This is a genomic window from Paraburkholderia aromaticivorans, from assembly GCF_012689525.1.
GTDB classification, from domain to species: Bacteria; Pseudomonadota; Gammaproteobacteria; order Burkholderiales; family Burkholderiaceae; genus Paraburkholderia; species Paraburkholderia aromaticivorans_A.
On the sequence record NZ_CP051516.1, the window covers coordinates 1,220,233 to 1,240,487 of the forward strand.

Below are 20,255 nucleotides of genomic sequence, written 5' to 3' on the forward strand. Positions count from 1 at the left end.
TTAAGTATTGGGGCGGGGATGCAGAGCTTTGGGAATCGGAAATCGTTCCATGGAATCGGGGCTTGTAGGCTGACAAGTTTTGCGTTTGCCGCCACCGTGCTGTTTTCGCACGCGGCGATGGCGGTCGATGTCGCGAGCCAGGCAGACTGGAATAATGCCGTCGCAGCCGTTGCCGCAGCAAGCGCAGGCTCGACCGTCAGCATCAACCTCACTGGTGGTTTCACGCTGACGAGTTCGCTCGCGCAGCTTCAGGCATCGAACACCAGTGTGACGGTGAACATCACGGGTAATGGCAAGACCATCAACGGTGCGTCTTCATTTCAAGGTATTCAGGTCAACGGTGCCAACGCGCCGACCGTGAATATTTCGAGCCTGACGATCACCAACACGGCGGCGGTCGGTGGCAGGGGCGCGGCAGGCCAGAACGGTTTTCTGAGCGGTGGCCTATCGTACGGCTCGGGCGGCGGTGGTGGCGGCGGTCTCGGTGCCGGCGGCGGATTGTTCGTCGGTAGCGGTGCCAACGTGACGCTAGCCTCAGTCACCTTCACCGGCAATAACGCGACGGGTGGTGCCGGCGGCGCGGGCGGCGTCGCGCAAAACGCTGCATCTTCGCCCACCGGCGGCAACGGTGGCGCCGGCGGTGCCTTGAACGCGGGTAACGCGGGTGACGGTGTTGGCGGCGGCGGCGCGGGCGGTACGGGTGGCAATACGGGCACGCAAGGTTCCGTCGGAACGGCGGGCGCCACGCTTGGGGCGGGCGGCGGCGGCGGCGGTGGCTCAGGGACCACCAACAGCGCGTCATATACATGGAATAACGCCGGCAGTAGCGGTAGCTCGGGCAGCGGCCACGGCGGAACAGGCGGCGATGGCGTCACGAACAATCAAGGCTCCGGTGGCCCCGGCGCCGACGGCGGCAGTGGCGGCAGCGGCGGTGCGGGACAAGGGGGCGCCATCTACGTCGCCACCGGCGGGACCGTCACCATTCTCGATTCTGCGATCTCCGGCGCATCCGTCACCGGCGGCGTTGGCGGCGCCGGTGGCGCCGGACAAGGCCCAAGCAACCTCAATGGACAGACCGGCAGCACCGGCGCGGTCACCGGGGCAGGCATATTCCTCAGCGGCGTGACCGCCAATATCGGCGTTTCCTCGGGGACGGTGACCTACGCCGACGCCATCGCGGGCACGGGCCTCTTGACCGGCAGTGTCACCACGGCCTTGAACAAAACCGGCAACGGTGTACTTGCGCTGACGGGCACCAATACTTTTGTCGGCAATATCGATATCGACGCCGGCACGCTTTCCGTCACCGGGACCGCCAATCTCGGCAATGCAGGCAACCGGATCGTGATGTCGGACGGAGCGACATTCGCCGTCACGCAAACATCGACGTTCGCGAGCCTCCGCCAATTCCGCATCGCGGGCCAGTCCACGTTCGACATCGCCGGCGGGACCACGAGCACCATTCAGGGCGTGATTTCGGACGGTGCATCGAGCGGCAGTCTGGTCAAGACCGACGCCGGCAAGCTGATACTGTCGGGAGCCAATACCTATACGGGCCAAACAACGGTGAACGCCGGCACGCTGGCATTGGCGGGAAATGGCTCCCTTGCCACCTCCTCCGGCGTTGCCGTGGCGTCAGGGGCCACGGTGGATTTCTCAGCCGTGGGGCCTCAGTCGATTGGCACACTCAGTGGTGGCGGCAATGTGGCATTAGGCGCCAGGACGCTGACCAGCACGTCGAACGCGGACAGCACTTTCTCCGGAGTACTGAGCGGCACCGGCGGCTTCACCAAGGTCGGAAGCGGCGCCTTGATCCTCAACGGCATCAATACCTATACGGGCTTGACCACGGTCAGCGCCGGCACGCTGGAGGTGGGTGACATCAACACCCCGACTGCGCAGGTCGCCGGATCGGTACTGGTGGGCGCGGCAGGCACCTTGCGTGGCCATGGCACGGTGCTGGGTAATGTGACCAACGACGGTACGGTGCGTCCGGGCGGCTCGATCGGCAAGCTCACGGTCAACGGCAACTACAGCCAGTCGTCGACGGCGACCCTGGCGTTCGATATCAGCCCGACGGCAGCATCGCAACTGAAGGTCAACGGCACTGCCACCCTGGCTGGCACCGTGCAACTTTTGTTCGGGCCGGGCACTTACACGTCGACGACCTACCGGCTGATCGCCGCAAATGCCATCGCAGGGAGTTTTTCGAACGTGATCTCGAACACACCCTCCGGCATAACGTTAGACGTAGCAGCGTTGGCGACGGGTGTGGATGCTGCGATCGTTGACCCAAGCGCAGACGCCACCCCGACGTCACCGGGCGCACCTGCCGTTGTCATCGCACCGACCAACGCGACGATCTTTGGTGAGTTGGCTGGATCGGCGCTGCGTGAGACGCAGCGTACCAATGAGGCATTGCTCGCCCGTCTTGGTAGTGATTGTGGTGTGGCGCCGAGCGGCCGCACTGACTGTGCAGGTCCACAAACCGCCGGGTGGGTCCAGCTTACGGGGCAGTATGTCAAGACCGACGGGGAGAATAGCGCGCCGGGATTTGACAGCCGGACATTTGGCTTCCTGGCCGGGCTCGAGCAGCGATTCGGAGATTGGACCGGCGGGGTAGCGACGGGATACACCCATGCGGATGTGTCGGACGACACAGGCAGCAAAGGTACGATCGATGCCATTCGCGTTGCCGCTTATGGTGGCCGTTGGCTCGGCCCGGTGAATCTGGCCGGCACTGTGGGCACCGCGTACGACTTTTTGTCGACGACGCGCCGCTTTGGTCAGCTAGGCAATGCGGAAGGCAATGGCGATGGACAAGAGTTTCACGCCGGTTTGCAGGCGAGTCTGCCGCTGTCAGCCGGCCCGTTCGTGATCACACCACGAGCCGGTGCCCGATATGCCTACTACCATTCGCAAAGCTTCTCCGAGACGGGGCCGACGAGTCAGGACCTTGGTGTCGGCAGCGTGAACCTGCGCAGCCTGCAACCTTTCGCCGGACTCTCGTTCGGCTTGCCGCTGGCGTCGCCATCAAATCGACCCTCCATGATCGAGGCGCGGGTGGGCTATGCCTATGAAACCCTGAGCACCGGTCGTAATGTGGCAGTCACCGCCGGAGATGGAACAGGCTTCGTGATCGCCGGGGTGTCGCCGTCACGAGGCATGTTCACAGCCGGGCTGGGTGCGAAGTTGATGTTGACGAAGGTCCTCGATCTGAATCTGAGCTTTGACGCACTGATTGGCACGGGCAACACATCGGCGGAAGCTGCACGCGTGGAGCTGGGCTATCGGTTCTGAGCCAGCGTCGAGAGCATCTCCCGTCACGCCCCCGGGTTGCAGTTAACGATTCGTCGATCCGCAGGAGAAGGCCTTGAATCTCAAGGCCTTCTTTCCTGGTCGTCACGCCGCGCTGCTACTACGGTGGCGCGGATATAGGCCAGGCGCAGTTTGAGTGGCACCGGTCTATCCCGGAGACTCGTAAGAAAGTCGCCGAAGACTATGTCTGTGGTTTTGCTCGGCATCTCGATCGTTAATCTGCTGCCAGGTCGACGTTTGCCTAAAGAAAAAATCTAAAACCCGACTGAAGTGCGCGGCGTCTACCCAGCACTTCGGGATTCAATATGCTCGGCGGTCGACCTGCTTGCGGACCCATATCGAGCGCGGCGAGCAGGTTGTCGACGGCGAGATTGGCGTTCGCGCGGCGCGTTGCTATTGTCGCGCTGCCAGTGTGTGGTGTCATCACGAGGTTGGGGGCGCGTAGCAACTCCGGATGCACTGCCGGTTCGTTCTCGAAAACGTCGAGCCCGGCGGATGCTTGGCGCTCCACGAGAGCTGAATGCAGACGAGCTCATTTCAATCTGCAAGCGCTGAGCGGCTGACCTGCAGTAGTCCGCCGCCACTACGATAAGTGGCCCACCGATGGGCCAACTTCACAGCGAAAAAGCTATGGACCAACAACTCATCGCACTTTATGAGATCAAGCGCCAATCGTTCTTGATCGGCTATATCCAGAATCCCCCGAACTTCAGCCCCGCGCTTGCTTACGCGTACTACGCCCGCGTCGCCCCGATCTTCCACGAGAATATCGCACGGGAAAGGTACGGAGCGGATCCGTTCGAAGGCGTGTATTCCGTCAAAGCGTCGTTTATAGACGAAGTGACCAAGTACGTTGATGAGTGCGACCGGGCGGGCGATCTGACCGCTATCGTTTCTACAAACTTGAGGATCGGTTTGGCGGTTACAAGGCAAATCGAATCGAGTTGCTCCACGCACTGGAATACACCCGCATTGAAGGCCGATTTAGCGACGATGTCTGGACGGCAATCGAGGCCGACGCGCCTGTTGAGGCGAACCGACTGGCCGGCACGTTCGCTCCGAAAGAAGTTTCGTTCTATTGATGCTCCGAGGGTGGCTAAGTGTCGGGTCACGCCGCGCGAGAGCCGGGACCAACTCTTTAGCCACCCGAGATGGACTGCCCGGAGACAGCTGGGAGCCGCTGGGTAGCCAGAGTGAATTCATCGATATGAAAATCGATGAAAGGATTTCTGGATAAGGATTGCTTGGGCTACATCAAAACAATATCGTACTGTTCCTGACTCAAATTCGACTCCACCTGCAGCGACACCGGCTTGCCAATAAAATCAATCAGCATCGCCAGATGCTGCGACTCTTCCTCGAGAAACAGATCGATCACCTGCTGCGACGCCACCACGCGAAACTCGCGCGGATTGAACTGTCGCGACTCTCGCAAAATCTCGCGCAGCACGTCGTAACACACCGTACGCGGCGTCTTGACCTGCCCCTTGCCCTGGCAAACCGGACAAGGCTCACACAACACATGCGCGAGAGATTCGCGCGTACGCTTGCGCGTCATCTCCACAAGCCCGAGCTGCGAGAACCCATTCACCGTCACGCGCGTGCGATCGCGCGACAACGCCTTCTTCAATTCGCCCAGCACCTGATCGCGATGCTCGACGTTCTCCATATCGATGAAGTCGATAATGATCACGCCGCCCAGATTGCGCAGACGTAATTGCCGCGCAATGGTATGCGCGGCTTCGAGGTTGGTCTTGAAGATCGTATCGTCGAAGTTGCGCGCGCCGACGTAGCCACCGGTATTCACGTCGATGGTCGTCATCGCTTCGGTCTGGTCGATCACGAGATAACCGCCCGACTTCAGATCCACGCGGCGCGACAACGCTCGCTGAATTTCCGCCTCGATGTTGTACAGATCGAAGAGCGGCCGCTCGCCGGTGTAGTGGTGCAGTTTCGACGACACCGCCGGCGTGAACTCGGCCGCGAAATCCGCCAGCATCTGATACGTCTCGCGCGAGTCCACCTGAATGCGCGACGAATCATCGTTGACGAAATCGCGCAGCACGCGTTGTGCGAGATTCAGATCCTGATACAGCAGACTCGTCGGCGGCATGCGCTGACCTTGCGACAGAATCGTCGCCCACGTCTTGCGCAGATACGCGACGTCGCCGCCCAGCTCTTCGCTGGTCGCATCTTCCGCGATGGTGCGCACGATATAGCCGCCTTTCTCGTCGGCGGGCAGCACGGCGGTCAGACGCGCACGTACGGCCTCGCGCTCGGCTTCGCTCTCGATCTTCTGCGAGATGCCGATATGCGGCTCCTGCGGCAGATACACGAGCGTGCGCCCGGCAATGCTCACTTGCGTGGACAGGCGCGCGCCCTTGGTCCCGATCGGATCCTTCACGACCTGCACCATCAGCGTCTGGCCCTCGAAGACGATTTTCTCGATCGGCTGATGCGGCGTTTGATGCTGCGGTTCGCCGGCAATACGCGGGTGCCAGATGTCGGCGACGTGAAGGAACGCGGCGCGTTCGAGACCGATGTCGATGAAGGCGGATTGCATGCCCGGCAACACGCGTACGACCTTGCCGAGATAGACGTTGCCGACGCGGCCACGCGACAGCGTTCGTTCGACGTGAAGTTCCTGGACGGCGCCTTGCTGGACCAGCGCGACGCGCGTTTCCTGCGGCGTGACATTGATCAGGATTTCTTCATTCATGGTGTTATTTTAGAAGTCGATGCGCGCTGCACGCAGGAGGGCAGCGCATTCAAAAAGCGGCAAACCCATGATACCTGAATAGGACCCGTCGATATGCTCGATAAACTCCGCGGCGCGCCCCTGCACACCGTACGCGCCCGCCTTGCCGAGCGGCTCGCCGCTCGCCGCATAGCGGCGGATCGCGTCTGCGTGCAGTGCAGCAAAACGCACCTTCGACACGGATAGCGCGGCCGGCAGCAGCGCGCCGTCGGCATCGACCACGGCCACGGCCGTCAGCACTTCGTGATCGCGGCCGGCGAGGCGCTTGAGCATCGCGACGGCGTCGTCGGCATCGACGGGCTTGCCGAGAATCGCGTCGTCGATCGTGACGGTTGTATCCGCAACCAGAATCGGCCGCGCGGCATGGCCGCCGGCCACGAGGCGCGCGCGCGCCGCATGCGCCTTGGCGACGCACACCCGCTGCACGTAGTCGTGCGCGCGTTCACCGGGCAGCTCGGCTTCGAGCGCTTCGGCGTCTTCGTCGGGGCGCGGCAGCAGCAGTTCGAAACGCACGCCGAGCTGTTGCAACAACTCCTGGCGGCGTGGACTTTGCGAAGCGAGGTAGACGAACGGATGCAGCGAAGCGGCGGACGTGGACATGAACAGGTCTCGATGAAGCGGATTGCGTGAGGGCGCGACGGGCGTCGAGCGTCGATCAGTGCGGTGGGGAAATCATCGGTGCGAGCATGACAGCGCGTACCACGCGCACGCCGTTGTGCACGCCAGCATGCACGTCACTCAGCGCCGCAAATGTGCCCCGAAAAGCACGGCACCAAGGCGCGATTCAACGTGCGATATAAGGCGCGACTACAAGACGCGACTACGAGACGCGACTTGACGTCGCGACCGGCAACCCGCGCCCGAGCCGCGCATTCTCGGCGCCGCCTCGTTTGCTCACACGCGATGATAGGGGTGATTTTGCGTGATGGTCCACGCGCGGTAAAGCTGTTCGGCAAGCAGCACGCGGACCATCGCGTGCGGCAAGGTCAGGCTGGAGACGCGCAGCAGCATATCGGCACGCGCTTTCAGCTGAGGATCGAGTCCATCGGCGCCGCCGATCAGGAACGCCACGTCGCGGCCTTCCTGCTGCCAGCCGGGCAGGGCGCCGGCGAGCTGCATGGTGGTCCAGTCCTTGCCGCGTTCGTCGAGCGCGACAATGCGCGCGTTCTTCGGCAATGCGGCTTCGATTTTCAGCCGCTCGGCGGCCATCACGCTTTCCGCCGGCCGTCCCGACGAACGCTGCTCGGGTTTGATTTCGCGCAACTCGATGCGCAGCTCGGGCGGCATGCGCTTCGCGTATTCGTCGAAGCCGGTGGCGATCCAGTCCGGCATCTTGTGGCCGACGGCGAGGATATGCAGTTTCATGACGGATCAAAAAAGCGCGAATGTCAGCGCGGACCAGGACGGTGTGGGTCGCCCAAAGCCCGCCGACCGACCGACTTACTTGCGGCGTGCGGCCGTCTTGCGCGCGGGCTTCTTCACGGCCGGCGCTTCTTCGTCCTCGTCCTCGTCGGGTTCGCTCGAGCGCGCGCCGCCGAACGGATCCGGCGTGGACAGCTTGATGCGCACCGGCTTGTCGCCCCAGATTTCCTCGAGGTTGTAGTACTGGCGCAGGGCCGGTTGCAGGATGTGCACGATCGCGTCGCCGCAATCCACCAGCACCCATTCGCCGATGTCCTCACCCTCGGTGCTGATGACGTCGCCGCCGTTTTCCTTGACGCTCTCGCGCACGCTCGAAGCGAGCGCCTTGGTTTGCCGGTTCGAGGTGCCGCTCGCGACGATCACGCGATCGAACAGCGCGGTCAGGTGAGTGGTGTTGAACACCTTGATGTCTTGCGCCTTGACGTCTTCGAGAGCGTCGACGATCACGCGTTGCAGTTTGCGAATATCCATGAGGTTACCGGTGGTACAGATGATGTTGAAGAATATAGTCCCACACCGCAGTGGGGACATGGCTCGCCGCCTGGTCTTGCTGTTCGTCGCCCGCGAGGGCGAGCCGCTGACTCACCTGTTCGCGCAGATGCGCGCGAATGTCGGTGGCCGAAACGTTGAACGCAAGCGTCGTATCGATCAGCAAGTGGCCGCAGGGCGTGGCTTGCAGAACGTCGGCGCGGGCACGGCGCGCGTCGATTTCTTTTGCGACCACGGGAGGAATCGACGCGAGGTCGAAGCCGGGCCGCGTGGCCGCGCAAATATGCGCAAAGTCGAACAGGCGCCGCCAGTCGCGCCATGTGTCGAGATGCACCAGTTGATCCGCGCCGATCAGGAGCGCAATCGAGGCGTCCTGACCTTCGCGTTCACGCCAGCGTTGCAGCGTGTCAATCGAGTAAGTCGGACCGTCGTGCTCGATTTCGTCGGTCGCGACTCGCACTGTCGCGCCCGGCAGCACCAGTTCGCTGGCCGCCGCGCGCGTCATGGCAAGGCGATGCACGGCCGGCGAGACGTCCGATTTCTGCCAGGGCTGGCCGGCCGGCAACAGCACGAGTTCGGTCAGTTGCAGCACGTGCGCGAAACGCCGCGCGAGCGCGAGGTGGCCGTCGTGGATCGGATCGAAAGTGCCGCCGAGCAGTCCGATCCGGCGAGGCAGGGCAACAGGATGAGCGTTCGGCTTCAGGTGAAGATCCTTTGTCGTGACGGTGCGCGGCGCGGTGCGGGCCTGAGCCTCACACCCACTCGCGCGGCACGAGAAAATCGCTATAAAGACGCGCTTCCGGCGTGCCCGGCTCGGGTTGCCAGTTGTAGCGCCAGTTCACCACAGGTGGCATGGACATCAGGATCGATTCCGTGCGTCCGCCGCTCTGCAGCCCGAACAGTGTGCCACGGTCGAAGACCAGATTGAACTCGACGTAACGTCCACGCCGGTACGCCTGGAAATCGCGCTCAGCCTGACCGTACGGAATGCTGCGGCGCTTTTCGATGATCGGCAGGTACGCTTTGAGGAATGCGTCGCCGACGCTCCTGAGCATCGCGAACGATTGATCGAAGCCCGGCGCCGAGAAATCGTCGAAGAAAATCCCGCCGATGCCGCGCGCTTCGTTGCGGTGCTTGAGGAAGAAATACTCGTCGCACCAGCGCTTGAAACTCGGGTAGAGGTCCGCGCCATAAGGCTGCAGCGCGTCGCGGCAGGTGCGATGGAAATGCTGCGCGTCTTCCTCGTAGCCGTAGTACGGCGTGAGATCCATGCCGCCGCCGAACCAGAACACCGGCTCTTCGCCGGCCTTGGTCGCGATCAGCAGACGCACGTTCATATGCACGGTCGGGCAGTGCGGATTGTGCGGATGCAGCACGAGCGACACGCCCATCGCCTCGAAACCGCGGCCGGCCAGTTGCGGACGCGCCGCGCTCGCCGAACCCGGCAAGGCGTCGCCCGCGACGTCCGAGAAACCGATACCGGCCCGCTCGAAGAAGTTGCCGCCTTCCAGAATCCGCGTGTAGCCGCCGCCGCGCAGCTTCTCGCCGGGCGCGCGCTGCCATGCGTCGGTGGCGAACGGCGTGCCGTCGAACGCGCCGAGCGTGTCCGCGATATGCGTTTGCAGGCCTTGCAGCCAGCTGCGCACGGCCTGTGCGTCGTAGCTCGAATCGGTCATAAATGCAGATGCTGAGGGCGGCGCGCTCGTCGTGCCGCGGGTTCTTCGTGAAGGGCGACGGCCGGGCTCGCGTCAGGGTGGAACCTGCGAAGGCGCGGCCATACGGTTTTTCGCTTCGGGCGGGATACTGCCGCCGCGTCGGGCTTCGGTCAGGCCACGTCGGGCCTACGTCGGTTCATATCGGCCCACGTGATGCGGTGGGCTCGGGCACCGACGTGAAACCGGCTGCGAAAACCCGCAGTGTAGCGCCGTTGGCGCCGCACGCGGGCGAGTGGGGTCGTGGCTTAGTGTTTGCCGTCGGTCTTGACGTCGTGCTTGCGATTCAACGCACGGTAGCCAATGTCGCGGCGATACTGCATGCCGTCGAACGAGATCTGGTTGATCGTTTCGTACGCGACCGACTGCGCGCTGCGCACCGAATCCGCCAGACCCACCACGCACAGCACGCGGCCGCCCGAGGTGGTCAGCTTGCCGTCCGCCAGCGTGGTGCCCGCGTGGAACGTGATCGAATCCGCGGTTTCAGCCGGAATGTCGTTGATTCGGTCGCCCTTGCGCGGCGTGTCCGGATAGTTGTACGCGGCGAGCACGACGCCGAGCGCGGTGCGGCGATCCCACTCCAGTTCCACCGTATCGAGCGTGCCGGCGATGGCCTGCTCGACCACCTTCGAATAGTCGCCCTTCAGACGCGCCATGATCGGCTGCGTTTCCGGGTCGCCCATGCGGCAGTTGAATTCGAGCGTTTTCGGGTTGCCTTGCGCGTCGATCATCAGACCGGCGTACAGGAAGCCGGTGTAGCGGATGCCTTCCTTCTCCATGCCGCGCACCGTCGGCAGGATGATTTCGCGCATCACGCGGGCGTGCAGTTGCGGCGTGACGATCGGCGCGGGCGAGTAGGCGCCCATGCCGCCCGTGTTCGGACCCTGGTCGCTGTCGAGCAGACGCTTGTGATCCTGGCTCGAGGCGAGCGCCAGCACATGTTTGCCGTCGACCATCACGATGAAGCTCGCTTCCTCGCCGGCGAGGAATTCCTCGATCACGACACGCGCGCCGGCGTCGCCCAGCTTGTTGTCCGACAGCATCATGTCGACCGCGGCGTGCGCTTCTTCCAGCGTTTGCGCGACCACCACGCCCTTGCCCGCGGCGAGGCCGTCGGCCTTGATGACGATCGGCGCGCCCTTGGCGTCGAGATACGCGTGCGCGGCGGCGACGTCGGCGAAGGTTTCGTATTCGGCCGTCGGGATCGCGTGGCGCTTCATGAACGCCTTGGCGAAGTCTTTCGAGCTTTCGAGCTGAGCGGCTTCCCTAGTCGGTCCGAAAATCTTCAGACCGCGCGAGCGGAACAGATTGACGATGCCGGCCGCCAGCGGCGCCTCCGGCCCGACCAGCGTGAAGGCGATCTGTTCCTGTTCGACGAAATCGGCGAGCGCAGCCGGCTCAGTGATGTTGACGTTGCGCAGACGCTCGTCCTGGGCGGTGCCGCCGTTGCCAGGAGCCACGTAGACGAGCTGAACCCGCGGCGATTGCGCGAGCTTCCATGCGAGTGCATGTTCGCGACCGCCGGAACCGACGACGAGTAACTTCATGTAAATCCCCGAGACTTAAAAACCATAAACGGCTGACGCAGCACGCTCAGCCGTGGAATAACAGCAAAGTTCGCATGGGGCCCGCAGCAGCCAGTGGCGGCGCGCAGAGCACAGTGCGAACCCGGGTGGTCGCGCGGCGTGAGGCCACACGCACGCCCGCTTAGCAACGACGCGAGGGCCAGCCGGCGGCGCGGGCGTGGTTCGATGCAAATGCACGCGCCACGCACTGCCGGAGCGCGCTCATTCGTCGGCGATCGCGGCGTTTGTATAGACTTCCTGTACGTCGTCCAGATTCTCCAGCGCGTCGAGCAGCTTCTGCATTTTCACGGCGTCCTCGCCGGTGAACTCGACTTCCGTCTGAGGTTTCATCGTCACCTCGGCCAGTTCGGCCTTGAAGCCCGCGGCTTCCAGCGTGGACTTCACCTTCGGGAAATCGTTCGGCGGGCACAGCACTTCGATACTGCCGTCTTCATTCGTGACGACGTCGTCGGCGCCGGCTTCGAGCGCGGCTTCCATCAGCTTGTCTTCCGGCGTGCCGGGCGCGAACAGGAACTGGCCGACGTGATCGAACATGAACGACACCGAGCCGTCCGTGCCCATGTTGCCGCCGTTCTTCGAGAACGCGTGACGCACTTCCGCCACCGTGCGCGTGCGGTTGTCGGTCATGGTGTCCACGATCACCGCCGCGCCGCCGATGCCGTAGCCTTCGTAGCGGATTTCTTCGTAGCTTGCGCCGTCCACGCCGCCCACGCCACGCTGGATCGCGCGGTTGACGTTATCTTTCGGCATGTTGGCGTCGTACGCCTTTTCGACGGCGAGCCGCAGGCGCGGGTTCGAGTCGATGTCGCCGCCGCCCATGCGCGCGCCGACCTGGATTTCCTTGATGAGCCGCGTCCAGACCTTGCCGCGCTTGGCGTCGGCCGCTGCTTTCTTATGCTTGATGTTGGCCCATTTCGAATGACCCGCCATACCTATTCTCCATCGCGCGCGCCAGTGGGGCGCACGCATTGTGCAATTGTCGTTGCGATGTCGGGCGCTTGCACGTGTTCGCGCGCATGTGCGCGCGTTTGCGTATTGTGCGCCTCGCTGTCAAACCGCCCGCTGCCTGACTGTCCAGCTCAACTGTTCGTGGCCAACCGCCCGTGGCTGGGCGTCTCGAACCTGATCACGGCCAGCCGGGCCCGGCTAGCGGGACCGCGAGTCGGCAGCGCGATTGGGACGGGGCGGTGCGGCTGGCACGCGGCAAACGCCGCGCCGGCCTGCCAGGCCCCGCGAAAGGCGCGGGGCGCCAGGCGGTGTGGTCGACGGTAGTGCGAGTTGAGCCGCTCTTTGAGCGGATTCGAATTTTATCACGCCGCAGGGGGGCGGCAGAGGACGAGATAGCGGCCAACGCCGCGAAAAGTGCGCGGCGACGGCGGCTGGCGCACGCCGTCACGCGCTTTTCAGGCCGCTTTCAGTTTTTCGTGCCGAACAGGCGGTCGCCGGCGTCGCCGAGACCCGGCACGATGTACGCGTGCTCGTTCAGATGCGAATCGAGCGAGGCGACATACAACTTGACGTCCGGATGGGCGTCCTGGAACACCTGCACGCCTTCGGGCGCGGCGACCAGCGCGAGGAACATGATGTTCTCGCCGGCCACGTTGCGGCGCTTGAGCACGTCGACCGCGTGCACGGCGGAGTAGCCGGTCGCGACCATCGGATCGCACAGAATGAACACGCGATCTTCGAGGTCCGGCAGGCGCACCAGATATTCGACCGGCCGATGATCCTCGGCACGATACACGCCGATGTGGCCCACCCGCGCCGACGGCACCAGTTCCAGCAGGCCGTCCGACATGCCGATGCCGGCGCGCAGCACCGGCACGATCGCCAGCTTCTTGCCGGCGATCACCGGCGCGTCGATCTCGACGAGCGGCGTGGTCAGGCGGCGCGTGGTCATGGGCAGATTGCGGGTGATTTCGTAGCCCATCAGCAGCGTGATTTCACGCAGCAGTTCGCGGAATGTGCGAGTCGAGGTGTCCCGGTCGCGCATATGCGACAGCTTGTGCTGGATCAGCGGGTGATCGAGGATGAAGAGATTGGGGAAACGGCTGTCCTGAGTCATGGCGGGGGCGCAAACGGCGGCTAGAGGGATCGGTTCGGCGCGCCGCTCGGCCGGAGAACCGGCTGGCTGGCGAACGCGCCACGGCGCAAGTTTACCGAAAGAGTGCCGCCCGAAGATACCGGAGATTGCAACGGCCCGGCGCAGTCCGGCACCGATTCTTCTAGAATCGGAGAAACTTTGCCGCGAATGGCCACGTTTTCACGAGGAGAACACTGATGGACATGGGAATCGCAGGACGCACCGCGCTGGTCTGCGCGGCCAGCAAGGGCTTGGGACGCGGCTGCGCGGAAGCGCTCGCCGCCGAAGGCGTCAATCTGACGATCGTCGCGCGCACCGCCGAGACGCTGGAAGCGACCGCGGCGGAGATTCGCAAACAAAGCGGCGTGGAAGTAAAGACGGTGGCGTGCGACATCACCACGCCGGAAGGCCGCGCCGCTGCGCTCGCCGCCTGTCCGCAGCCGGACATTCTGGTCAACAACGCGGGCGGGCCGCCGCCGGGCGACTTCCGCAACTTCACGCATGAAGACTGGATCCGCGCGCTCGAAAGCAACATGCTCACGCCGATCGAGTTGATTCGCGCGACCATCGACTCGATGAGCGCGAACGGTTATGGGCGCATCGTCAATATCACGAGTTCGGCGGTGAAGGCGCCGATCGACGTGCTCGGGTTGTCGAACGGCGCGCGCTCGGGGCTGACGGGCTTCGTCGCGGGACTCGCGCGCAAGGTCGCGCCCACCGGCGTGACCATCAACAACCTGCTGCCTGGGCTGTTCGACACCGACCGCATCGGCGTCACCTTCGAGGCGCAAGCCAAGGCGCAAAACATTTCCGTCGACGAAGCGCGCAAGCAGCGCACGAAGACGATCCCCGCGGGCCGCTTCGGCACGCGCGAGGAATTCGGCGCCGCTTGCGCCTTCCTGTGCAGCGTGCACGCCGGCTACATCACCGGGCAGAACTGGCTGATCGACGGCGGCGCCTATCCGGGCACGTTCTGAGCGGCCCGCAGTCAAGCATCACCACAACAACGACAATCACAACGGTTTCAGGAGTCTTACGTCATGACCACCCGCATCGCGCTGATCGCGCACGATCATAAAAAGGACGACATCGTCAAACTGGCCGGCGAATACGTCGACACGCTGCGGCGTTGCGACATCGTGGCGACCGGCACGACGGGCGGGCGCATCGCCGACGCGCACGGCCTCACGGTCGAGCGGATGTTGTCCGGCCCGCATGGCGGCGACCTGCAGATCGGCGCGCAACTCGCGGAAGGGCGCGTGGACATGGTGATCTTTCTGCGCGACCCGATGACGCCGCAGCCGCACGAGCCGGACATCAACGCGCTGGTGCGCGCGTGCGACGTGCACAACATTCCTTGCGCGACCAACATTTCGACGGCGCGCATGGTGCTCGACTCGCTGACCTTGCGCCTCACGCAACAGGTTTGAGCTTTCGCTCCCGGCACGCCTGAATCAAACCAACCTCAAGGAGACATGATGGTCAAAGCAATCCGATTCGATAAACCCGGCGGCCCCGAAGTGATGAAGTGGGTCGACGTCGAAGTCGGTGAGCCGGGCGCGGGCGAGATCCGTGTCAGGCAGACGGCGGTCGGGCTGAACTATATCGATGTGTACTTCCGCACGGGTCTGTATCCGTTGCCGTTGCCCGGCGGTCTCGGCATGGAGGCGGCCGGCGAAGTGACGGCGCTCGGCTCGGGCGTGACCGGTCTCAAGGTGGGCGATCGCATCGCGTACGTGGGGCGTCCGCCCGGCGCGTATGCGCAGGAGCGCGTGCTGCAGGCGGCGCAGGTCGTGAGAGTGCCTGATGCGCTGACCGACGAGCAGGCCGCCTCGGTGATGCTGCAAGGTCTGACCGCGCAATATCTGCTGCGCCGCACGTATCCTGTGAAAGCCGGCGACACGATCCTGATCCAGGCCGCGGCGGGCGGCGTCGGCCTGCTGGTGTGCCAGTGGGCGAAGGCGCTCGGCGCGACTGTGATCGGCACGGTCGGCTCGGATGAAAAAGCGGAGATCGCCACGGCGCACGGCTGCGATCACGCGATCGTCTACACGCGCGAGAACTTCACCCGGCGCGTGCGCGAGATCACCAACGGCGCGGGCGTGCCGGTGGTGTACGACTCGATCGGTAAAGACACGTTTACGGGTTCGCTCGATTGCCTCGCGCCGCTCGGCCTGTTCGTGAGTTTCGGCAATGCGTCGGGGCCGTTGCCGCCGATCGATTCGTCGGAATTCGCCGGACGGGGTTCGCTGTTCTTCACGCGTCCGACGCTGTTCACTTATATCGCCAAACGCAGCGACTACGAGGCGATGTCCACCGAGTTGTTCGACGTGCTGGTGTCGGGCAAGGTCAAGACGAGCATCAATCAGCGTTACGCGCTGGCGGATGTCGGCCGCGCGCACGCGGAGCTCGAAGGACGGCGGACGACAGGCTCGACGGTGCTGCTGCCGTAACGCACGACGACATGAGCGCGACAGCGGCAGCCGTATAAAAACGAAGGCGCATTGGCGGACGCGCCCGAGCCGAAGTCAAACCGGCGTCGCACGCCCCAAAACCAGGCCCAGCAAACCCAAGGCCGTTCCATCGCAGGATGGAACGGCCTTGTCCGTTTACGCGATTTTTATATACACCACGCCATCTTTGACCAGGCCTTTACACGCTTCGGCATAACGTTGCGGCTATCCAAAGTCCGTGTAATGGAGAACAAAAATGGATGTGCTGTATGTCGGGGGGCTGGTGCTGTTTTCCGCGCTGACCTTCGCGTTAATCGCTGGCTGCGAGAAGTTGATGCAGTTTCGCCGTGGGCAGGGAGCGCGCTCATGAACTGGATTCTGTGGTTATCCGGCGCGGCGACCGCGCTGCTGTTCGCCTATTTGGTCTATGCGCTGTTGCGCGCGGAGGACATTGAATGAACTCGAACAATGTCCTGCAAGCGGGTCTCTTCATCGTCGTGCTGCTGGCAGCCGCGGTGCCGATGTCCCGCTATCTGAGCGCCGTGATGGACGGCAGTTCGCGAGTGGTCCGCTTCGGCGGTCCCATCGAACGTTTGCTGTATCGCATCGCGGGCGTCGATTCGTCGACGGAAATGAGCTGGAAGCACTACGCGATCGCCACGATCGCGTTCAACGTGCTCGGCGTGGCGTTCCTGTACGTGCTGTTGCGCGTGCAAGGCTGGCTGCCGGGCAATCCGCAGCAGTTCGGCCCGATGACGGTCGACGGCGCGTTCAACACCGCGGTCAGTTTCGTGTCGAACACGAACTGGCAAGACTACACGCCTGAGCAAACCGTCAGCTATCTGACGCAGATGCTCGGCCTGACCGTGCAGAACTTCCTTTCGGCGGCCACCGGCATCGTGGTGGTGATCGCGCTGATTCGCGGCTTCGCGCGTCACACCGCGCAAACCATCGGCAACTTCTGGGTCGACATCACGCGCGTGACGCTCTACGTCTTGCTGCCGATGTCGGCGATCGTCGCGGCTCTATTGATGAGCCAGGGCGTGGTGCAGAACTTCAAGGCCTATCAGGACGTCCCGACGCTGCAAACCACCACGTACGCCGCGCCGAAGCTCGACGCACAAGGCAACCCGGTGAAGGACGCCAAGGGCAATCCGGTCACGGTCGATACGCCCGTGAAAACGCAGACCGTCGCGATGGGTCCGGTTGCCTCGCAAGAGTCGATCAAGATGCTCGGCACCAACGGCGGCGGCTTCTTTAACGGCAACTCGGCGCATCCGTATGAAAACCCGACGCCGTTCTCGAACTTCCTGCAGATCTTCTCGATCCTGATCATCCCTGCCGCGCTGGCGCTGGTGTTCGGTCGCATGATCACGGACCGCAAGCAGGGCGTGGCCGTGCTCGCCGCCATGACGATCGCGTTTGCGGTATGCGTGTTCGGCGAGATCAGCGCGGAACAGGGCGGCAATCCGGCCATCGCCGCATTGCATGTCGACCAGTCGGCCAATGCGCTGCAGTCGGGCGGCAATGCGGAAGGCAAGGAAACGCGCTTCGGCATCGCGCAGTCCGGCATCTTCACGGTCGCGACCACCGCGGCTTCGTGCGGCGCGGTCGCCAACACGCACGATTCGCTGACGCCGATCGGTGGCCTCTATCCGATGCTGTTGATGCAACTCGGCGAAGTGATCTTCGGCGGCGTGGGTTCCGGTATGTACGGGATGCTCGTGTTCGCGATGCTGGCCGTGTTCGTGGCGGGGCTGATGATCGGCCGCACGCCGGAATACGTCGGCAAGAAGATTGAAGCGTACGAGATGAAGATGGTGTCGATCGTCGTGCTGCTCACGCCGCTGCTGGTGCTGGTCGGCACGTCGATCGCGGTGCTCACCGACGCGGGCAAGGCGGGTATCGCCAACCCCGGCGCGCACGGTTTCTCCGAAATCCTCTACGCGTTCAGTTCGGCTGCCAATAACAACGGCAGCGCGTTTGCGGGCCTCACCGTGAGCACGCCGTTCTACAACTGGCTCACCGCGATCGCGATGTGGTTCGGCCGCTTCGGCACGATCATTCCGGTGCTCGCGATTGCCGGTTCGCTGGCCGCGAAAAAGCGCATCGGCGTAACGGGCGGCACGTTGCCCACGCATGGTCCGCTGTTTGTCGTGCTGTTGCTCGGCACGGTGCTGCTGGTCGGCGCGCTGACTTATGTGCCCGCGCTCGCGCTCGGTCCTGGTGTCGAACATCTGATCATGATGGGCGCCCATTAAGGCGGCCCATCGGGATGACACAAGCGACCAACGAGTGACAAGGCGCAAACGGGAAATTCGAGGATTCAATGACTGAACATAATGCAACCCGGTCCATGTTCGACCCAGCGCTGCTGCGCCCGGCGATCGTGGACTCCTTCAAGAAGCTGACGCCGCGCACGCAGTTCCGCAATCCGGTGATGTTCTGCGTGTACGTCGGCAGCATTCTCACCACCATTCTCTGGATCGCCGCGCTCGGCGGCCAGGCCGAGGCGCCCGCGGGCTTCATTCTCGCGGTCACCTTGTGGCTGTGGTTCACGGTGCTGTTCGCCAACTTTGCGGAAGCGCTTGCCGAAGGCCGTTCGAAGGCCCAGGCGGCGTCGCTGCGCAGCGCGAAGAAAGATGTGATGGCCAAGAAGCTCAACGAGCCGCATCCGAAGTCGCCGATCCGCATTCTGACGGCTTCCGATCTGCGCAAGGGCGACGTCGTGCTGGTCGAAACCGGCGACGTGATTCCGGCCGACGGCGAAGTGATCGACGGTGTCGCGTCGGTCGACGAATCGGCGATCACGGGCGAATCCGCGCCGGTGATCCGCGAGTCGGGTGGCGACTTTTCGTCGGTGACGGGCGGCACGCGCGTGCTGTCGGACTGGATCGTGGTGCGCGTCACCGCGAATCCGGGCGAAGCGTTCCTCGACCGCATGATCGCGATGGTGGAAGGCGCGAAGCGTCAGAAAACGCCGAACGAAATCGCGCTGACGATTCTGCTGGTCGCGTTGACGATCGTGATGCTGCTGGCCACCGCCACGCTGCTGCCGTTCTCGATGTTCTCGGTCGACGCGGCGAAAGCCGGTCACGTGGTGACGATCACCGCGCTGGTCGCGCTGCTGGTGTGTCTGATTCCGACCACGATTGGTGGTTTGCTGTCGGCGATCGGCGTGGCGGGCATGAGCCGCATGATGCAGGCGAACGTGATCGCCACCTCGGGCCGCGCCGTGGAAGCGGCCGGCGACGTCGACGTGCTGTTGCTCGACAAGACCGGCACCATCACGCTGGGCAATCGCCAGGCTTCGCAATTCGTGCCGGCGCCGGGCTTGACGGAAGAATCGCTCGCGGACGCCGCGCAACTCTCGTCGCTCGCCGACGAAACGCCGGAAGGCCGCAGCATCGTCGTGCTGGCGAAGCAGCGCTTCAACATCCGTCAACGCGATATGGCCTCGCTGCATGCCACGTTCCTCGCGTTCACCGCGCAAACGCGCATGAGCGGCGTCGATCTGCCGGGCCGTGAAATTCGCAAGGGCGCGGCCGATGCGGTCAAGAACTACGTCGAAGCCAACGGCGGCCGTTTCCCGAATGAAGTCAGCAACGCCGTGGCCGAAGTCGCGCGGCGCGGCAGCACGCCGCTGGTGGTCGCCGAAAAAAGCGAGCAGGGCGCGCGTGTGCTCGGCGTGATCGAGTTGAAGGACGTGGTGAAGGGCGGCATCAAGGAACGTTTCGCCGAACTGCGCAAGATGGGCATCAAGACCATCATGGTGACGGGCGACAACCGTCTTACCGCGGCGGCGATCGCCGCGGAAGCCGGCGTCGACGATTTCCTCGCCGAAGCCACGCCGGAAGCGAAGCTCGCCACGATCCGCGCGCACCAGGCCGAAGGCCGCCTCGTGGCGATGACCGGCGACGGCACCAACGACGCACCGGCGCTCGCGCAGGCCGACGTCGCGGTGGCGATGAACACCGGCACGCAGGCCGCGAAGGAAGCGGGCAACATGGTCGACCTCGATTCGAATCCGACCAAGCTGATCGAGATCGTGGAGATTGGCAAGCAGATGCTGATGACACGCGGCTCGCTCACCACGTTTTCGATTGCCAACGACGTCGCCAAATACTTCGCGATCATTCCGGCCGCGTTCGCCACGACGTATCCGGCGCTGAATGCGCTGAACGTGATGCATCTGGCCACGCCGGCCTCGGCAATCATGTCGGCGGTGATTTTCAACGCGCTGATCATCGTGCTGCTGATTCCGCTGGCGCTCAAGGGCGTGCGTTATCGCGCGCTGGGCGCGGCGATCCTGCTGCGCCGCAATCTGCTGATCTACGGTTTGGGCGGGATCATCGTGCCGTTCATCGGCATCAAGCTGATCGATATGGTGCTGGCCGCGTTCGGTTGGGTCTAAGCGCTAGTTCAAGAGGAATT

At 63.8% G+C, this 20,255-nt stretch carries 18 protein-coding genes and 1 pseudogene; 9 read left to right on the forward strand and 10 right to left on the reverse strand.

What is annotated here, in order from left to right:
- The first annotated feature begins 18 nt into the window (after positions 1-18).
- Positions 19-3,300: an autotransporter domain-containing protein gene (locus HF916_RS33420; protein WP_168793112.1), complete on the forward strand. Its 3,282-nt coding sequence runs from the start codon at positions 19-21 to the stop codon at positions 3,298-3,300.
- Between the two features lie 259 nt (positions 3,301-3,559).
- On the opposite strand, the pseudogene HF916_RS33425 reads toward HF916_RS33420, so the two are convergent.
- A pseudogene (locus HF916_RS33425) lies at positions 3,560-3,850 on the reverse strand (NAD(P)-dependent oxidoreductase); the annotation flags it as partial.
- Between the two features lie 98 nt (positions 3,851-3,948).
- Here HF916_RS33425 and HF916_RS33430 point away from each other — a divergent pair.
- The gene (locus tag HF916_RS33430) at positions 3,949-4,506 is read left to right on the forward strand and encodes a hypothetical protein (RefSeq protein WP_240975791.1); all 558 of its coding nucleotides are present in this window, start codon (positions 3,949-3,951) and stop codon (positions 4,504-4,506) included.
- Between the two features lie 61 nt (positions 4,507-4,567).
- On the opposite strand, the gene rng is transcribed toward HF916_RS33430, so the two are convergent.
- The 9 genes from rng to upp form a co-directional block, all read right to left on the reverse strand.
- Positions 4,568-6,037, reverse strand: a complete 1,470-nt coding sequence (gene rng, locus HF916_RS33435; RefSeq protein ID WP_168793113.1) for a ribonuclease G — start codon at positions 6,035-6,037, stop codon at positions 4,568-4,570.
- A 9-nt stretch (positions 6,038-6,046) separates the two neighbouring features.
- On the reverse strand, positions 6,047-6,676 hold the full coding sequence (locus HF916_RS33440) for a Maf family protein (protein WP_168793114.1): 630 nt from the start codon (positions 6,674-6,676) through the stop codon (positions 6,047-6,049).
- 294 nt (positions 6,677-6,970) lie between these two features.
- Positions 6,971-7,441 (reverse strand): 23S rRNA (pseudouridine(1915)-N(3))-methyltransferase RlmH, encoded by a 471-nt coding sequence (gene rlmH, locus HF916_RS33445; protein WP_168793115.1) that lies wholly within the window; start codon positions 7,439-7,441, stop codon positions 6,971-6,973.
- Between the two features lie 75 nt (positions 7,442-7,516).
- Positions 7,517-7,969, reverse strand: coding sequence for a ribosome silencing factor (rsfS, locus tag HF916_RS33450; RefSeq protein ID WP_168793116.1), 453 nt, complete (start codon positions 7,967-7,969; stop codon positions 7,517-7,519).
- Positions 7,970-7,973: 4 nt separating this feature from the next.
- The gene (locus HF916_RS33455; protein WP_240975847.1) at positions 7,974-8,690 is read right to left on the reverse strand and encodes a nicotinate-nucleotide adenylyltransferase; all 717 of its coding nucleotides are present in this window, start codon (positions 8,688-8,690) and stop codon (positions 7,974-7,976) included.
- A 49-nt stretch (positions 8,691-8,739) separates the two neighbouring features.
- A complete protein-coding gene (hemF, locus tag HF916_RS33460) occupies positions 8,740-9,663 on the reverse strand; it encodes an oxygen-dependent coproporphyrinogen oxidase (protein ID WP_168793117.1) in 924 nt (307 codons plus the stop codon).
- Positions 9,664-9,947: 284 nt separating this feature from the next.
- Entirely contained in the window at positions 9,948-11,246 is a 1,299-nt protein-coding gene (gene purD / locus HF916_RS33465; RefSeq protein WP_168793118.1) for a phosphoribosylamine--glycine ligase, read from the reverse strand.
- Positions 11,247-11,486: 240 nt separating this feature from the next.
- Positions 11,487-12,215 (reverse strand): YebC/PmpR family DNA-binding transcriptional regulator, encoded by a 729-nt coding sequence (locus HF916_RS33470; RefSeq protein ID WP_168793119.1) that lies wholly within the window; start codon positions 12,213-12,215, stop codon positions 11,487-11,489.
- A 484-nt stretch (positions 12,216-12,699) separates the two neighbouring features.
- Positions 12,700-13,350, reverse strand: a complete 651-nt coding sequence (upp, locus tag HF916_RS33475; protein WP_012432337.1) for a uracil phosphoribosyltransferase — start codon at positions 13,348-13,350, stop codon at positions 12,700-12,702.
- Positions 13,351-13,565: 215 nt separating this feature from the next.
- Here upp and HF916_RS33480 point away from each other — a divergent pair, with 215 nt between their 5' ends.
- The 7 genes from HF916_RS33480 to kdpB all read left to right on the forward strand — a co-directional run bounded on the left by HF916_RS33480 (position 13,566) and on the right by kdpB (position 20,235).
- The gene (locus HF916_RS33480) at positions 13,566-14,345 is read left to right on the forward strand and encodes an SDR family oxidoreductase (RefSeq protein ID WP_168793120.1); all 780 of its coding nucleotides are present in this window, start codon (positions 13,566-13,568) and stop codon (positions 14,343-14,345) included.
- 63 nt (positions 14,346-14,408) lie between these two features.
- Complete coding sequence (locus tag HF916_RS33485; protein ID WP_012432339.1) at positions 14,409-14,798, forward strand: methylglyoxal synthase; 390 nt, start codon at positions 14,409-14,411, stop codon at positions 14,796-14,798.
- Positions 14,799-14,846: 48 nt separating this feature from the next.
- Entirely contained in the window at positions 14,847-15,821 is a 975-nt protein-coding gene (locus tag HF916_RS33490) for a quinone oxidoreductase family protein (protein ID WP_168793121.1), read from the forward strand.
- A gap of 256 nt (positions 15,822-16,077) precedes the next feature.
- On the forward strand, positions 16,078-16,191 hold the full coding sequence (locus tag HF916_RS33495) for a potassium ABC transporter ATPase (RefSeq protein ID WP_120345708.1): 114 nt from the start codon (positions 16,078-16,080) through the stop codon (positions 16,189-16,191).
- On the forward strand, positions 16,188-16,280 hold the full coding sequence (gene kdpF / locus HF916_RS33500; RefSeq protein WP_007583461.1) for a K(+)-transporting ATPase subunit F: 93 nt from the start codon (positions 16,188-16,190) through the stop codon (positions 16,278-16,280). The genes HF916_RS33495 and kdpF overlap by 4 nt, the downstream gene beginning before the upstream one ends.
- A complete protein-coding gene (gene kdpA, locus HF916_RS33505) occupies positions 16,277-18,082 on the forward strand; it encodes a potassium-transporting ATPase subunit KdpA (RefSeq protein ID WP_168793122.1) in 1,806 nt (601 codons plus the stop codon). Before kdpF ends, kdpA begins: the two co-directional genes overlap by 4 nt.
- A gap of 68 nt (positions 18,083-18,150) precedes the next feature.
- Positions 18,151-20,235, forward strand: a complete 2,085-nt coding sequence (gene kdpB, locus HF916_RS33510; RefSeq protein ID WP_168793123.1) for a potassium-transporting ATPase subunit KdpB — start codon at positions 18,151-18,153, stop codon at positions 20,233-20,235.
- The last annotated feature ends 20 nt before the right edge of the window (positions 20,236-20,255 follow it).

Excerpts from the sequence above, each read along its gene's own strand:
- HF916_RS33420 (WP_168793112.1), top strand. The coding sequence starts at position 19 with ATGCAGAGCTTTGGGAATCGGAAATCGTTCCATGGAATCGGGGCTTGT.
- HF916_RS33430 (WP_240975791.1), top strand. The coding sequence starts at position 3,949 with ATGGACCAACAACTCATCGCACTTTATGAGATCAAGCGCCAATCGTTC.
- rng (WP_168793113.1), bottom strand. The coding sequence starts at position 6,037 with ATGAATGAAGAAATCCTGATCAATGTCACGCCGCAGGAAACGCGCGTC.
- HF916_RS33440 (WP_168793114.1), bottom strand. The coding sequence starts at position 6,676 with ATGTCCACGTCCGCCGCTTCGCTGCATCCGTTCGTCTACCTCGCTTCG.
- rlmH (WP_168793115.1), bottom strand. The coding sequence starts at position 7,441 with ATGAAACTGCATATCCTCGCCGTCGGCCACAAGATGCCGGACTGGATC.
- rsfS (WP_168793116.1), bottom strand. The coding sequence starts at position 7,969 with ATGGATATTCGCAAACTGCAACGCGTGATCGTCGACGCTCTCGAAGAC.
- hemF (WP_168793117.1), bottom strand. The coding sequence starts at position 9,663 with ATGACCGATTCGAGCTACGACGCACAGGCCGTGCGCAGCTGGCTGCAA.
- purD (WP_168793118.1), bottom strand. The coding sequence starts at position 11,246 with ATGAAGTTACTCGTCGTCGGTTCCGGCGGTCGCGAACATGCACTCGCA.
- HF916_RS33470 (WP_168793119.1), bottom strand. The coding sequence starts at position 12,215 with ATGGCGGGTCATTCGAAATGGGCCAACATCAAGCATAAGAAAGCAGCG.
- upp (WP_012432337.1), bottom strand. The coding sequence starts at position 13,350 with ATGACTCAGGACAGCCGTTTCCCCAATCTCTTCATCCTCGATCACCCG.
- HF916_RS33480 (WP_168793120.1), top strand. The coding sequence starts at position 13,566 with ATGGACATGGGAATCGCAGGACGCACCGCGCTGGTCTGCGCGGCCAGC.
- HF916_RS33485 (WP_012432339.1), top strand. The coding sequence starts at position 14,409 with ATGACCACCCGCATCGCGCTGATCGCGCACGATCATAAAAAGGACGAC.
- HF916_RS33490 (WP_168793121.1), top strand. The coding sequence starts at position 14,847 with ATGGTCAAAGCAATCCGATTCGATAAACCCGGCGGCCCCGAAGTGATG.
- HF916_RS33495 (WP_120345708.1), top strand. The coding sequence starts at position 16,078 with ATGGATGTGCTGTATGTCGGGGGGCTGGTGCTGTTTTCCGCGCTGACC.
- kdpF (WP_007583461.1), top strand. The coding sequence starts at position 16,188 with ATGAACTGGATTCTGTGGTTATCCGGCGCGGCGACCGCGCTGCTGTTC.
- kdpA (WP_168793122.1), top strand. The coding sequence starts at position 16,277 with ATGAACTCGAACAATGTCCTGCAAGCGGGTCTCTTCATCGTCGTGCTG.
- kdpB (WP_168793123.1), top strand. The coding sequence starts at position 18,151 with ATGACTGAACATAATGCAACCCGGTCCATGTTCGACCCAGCGCTGCTG.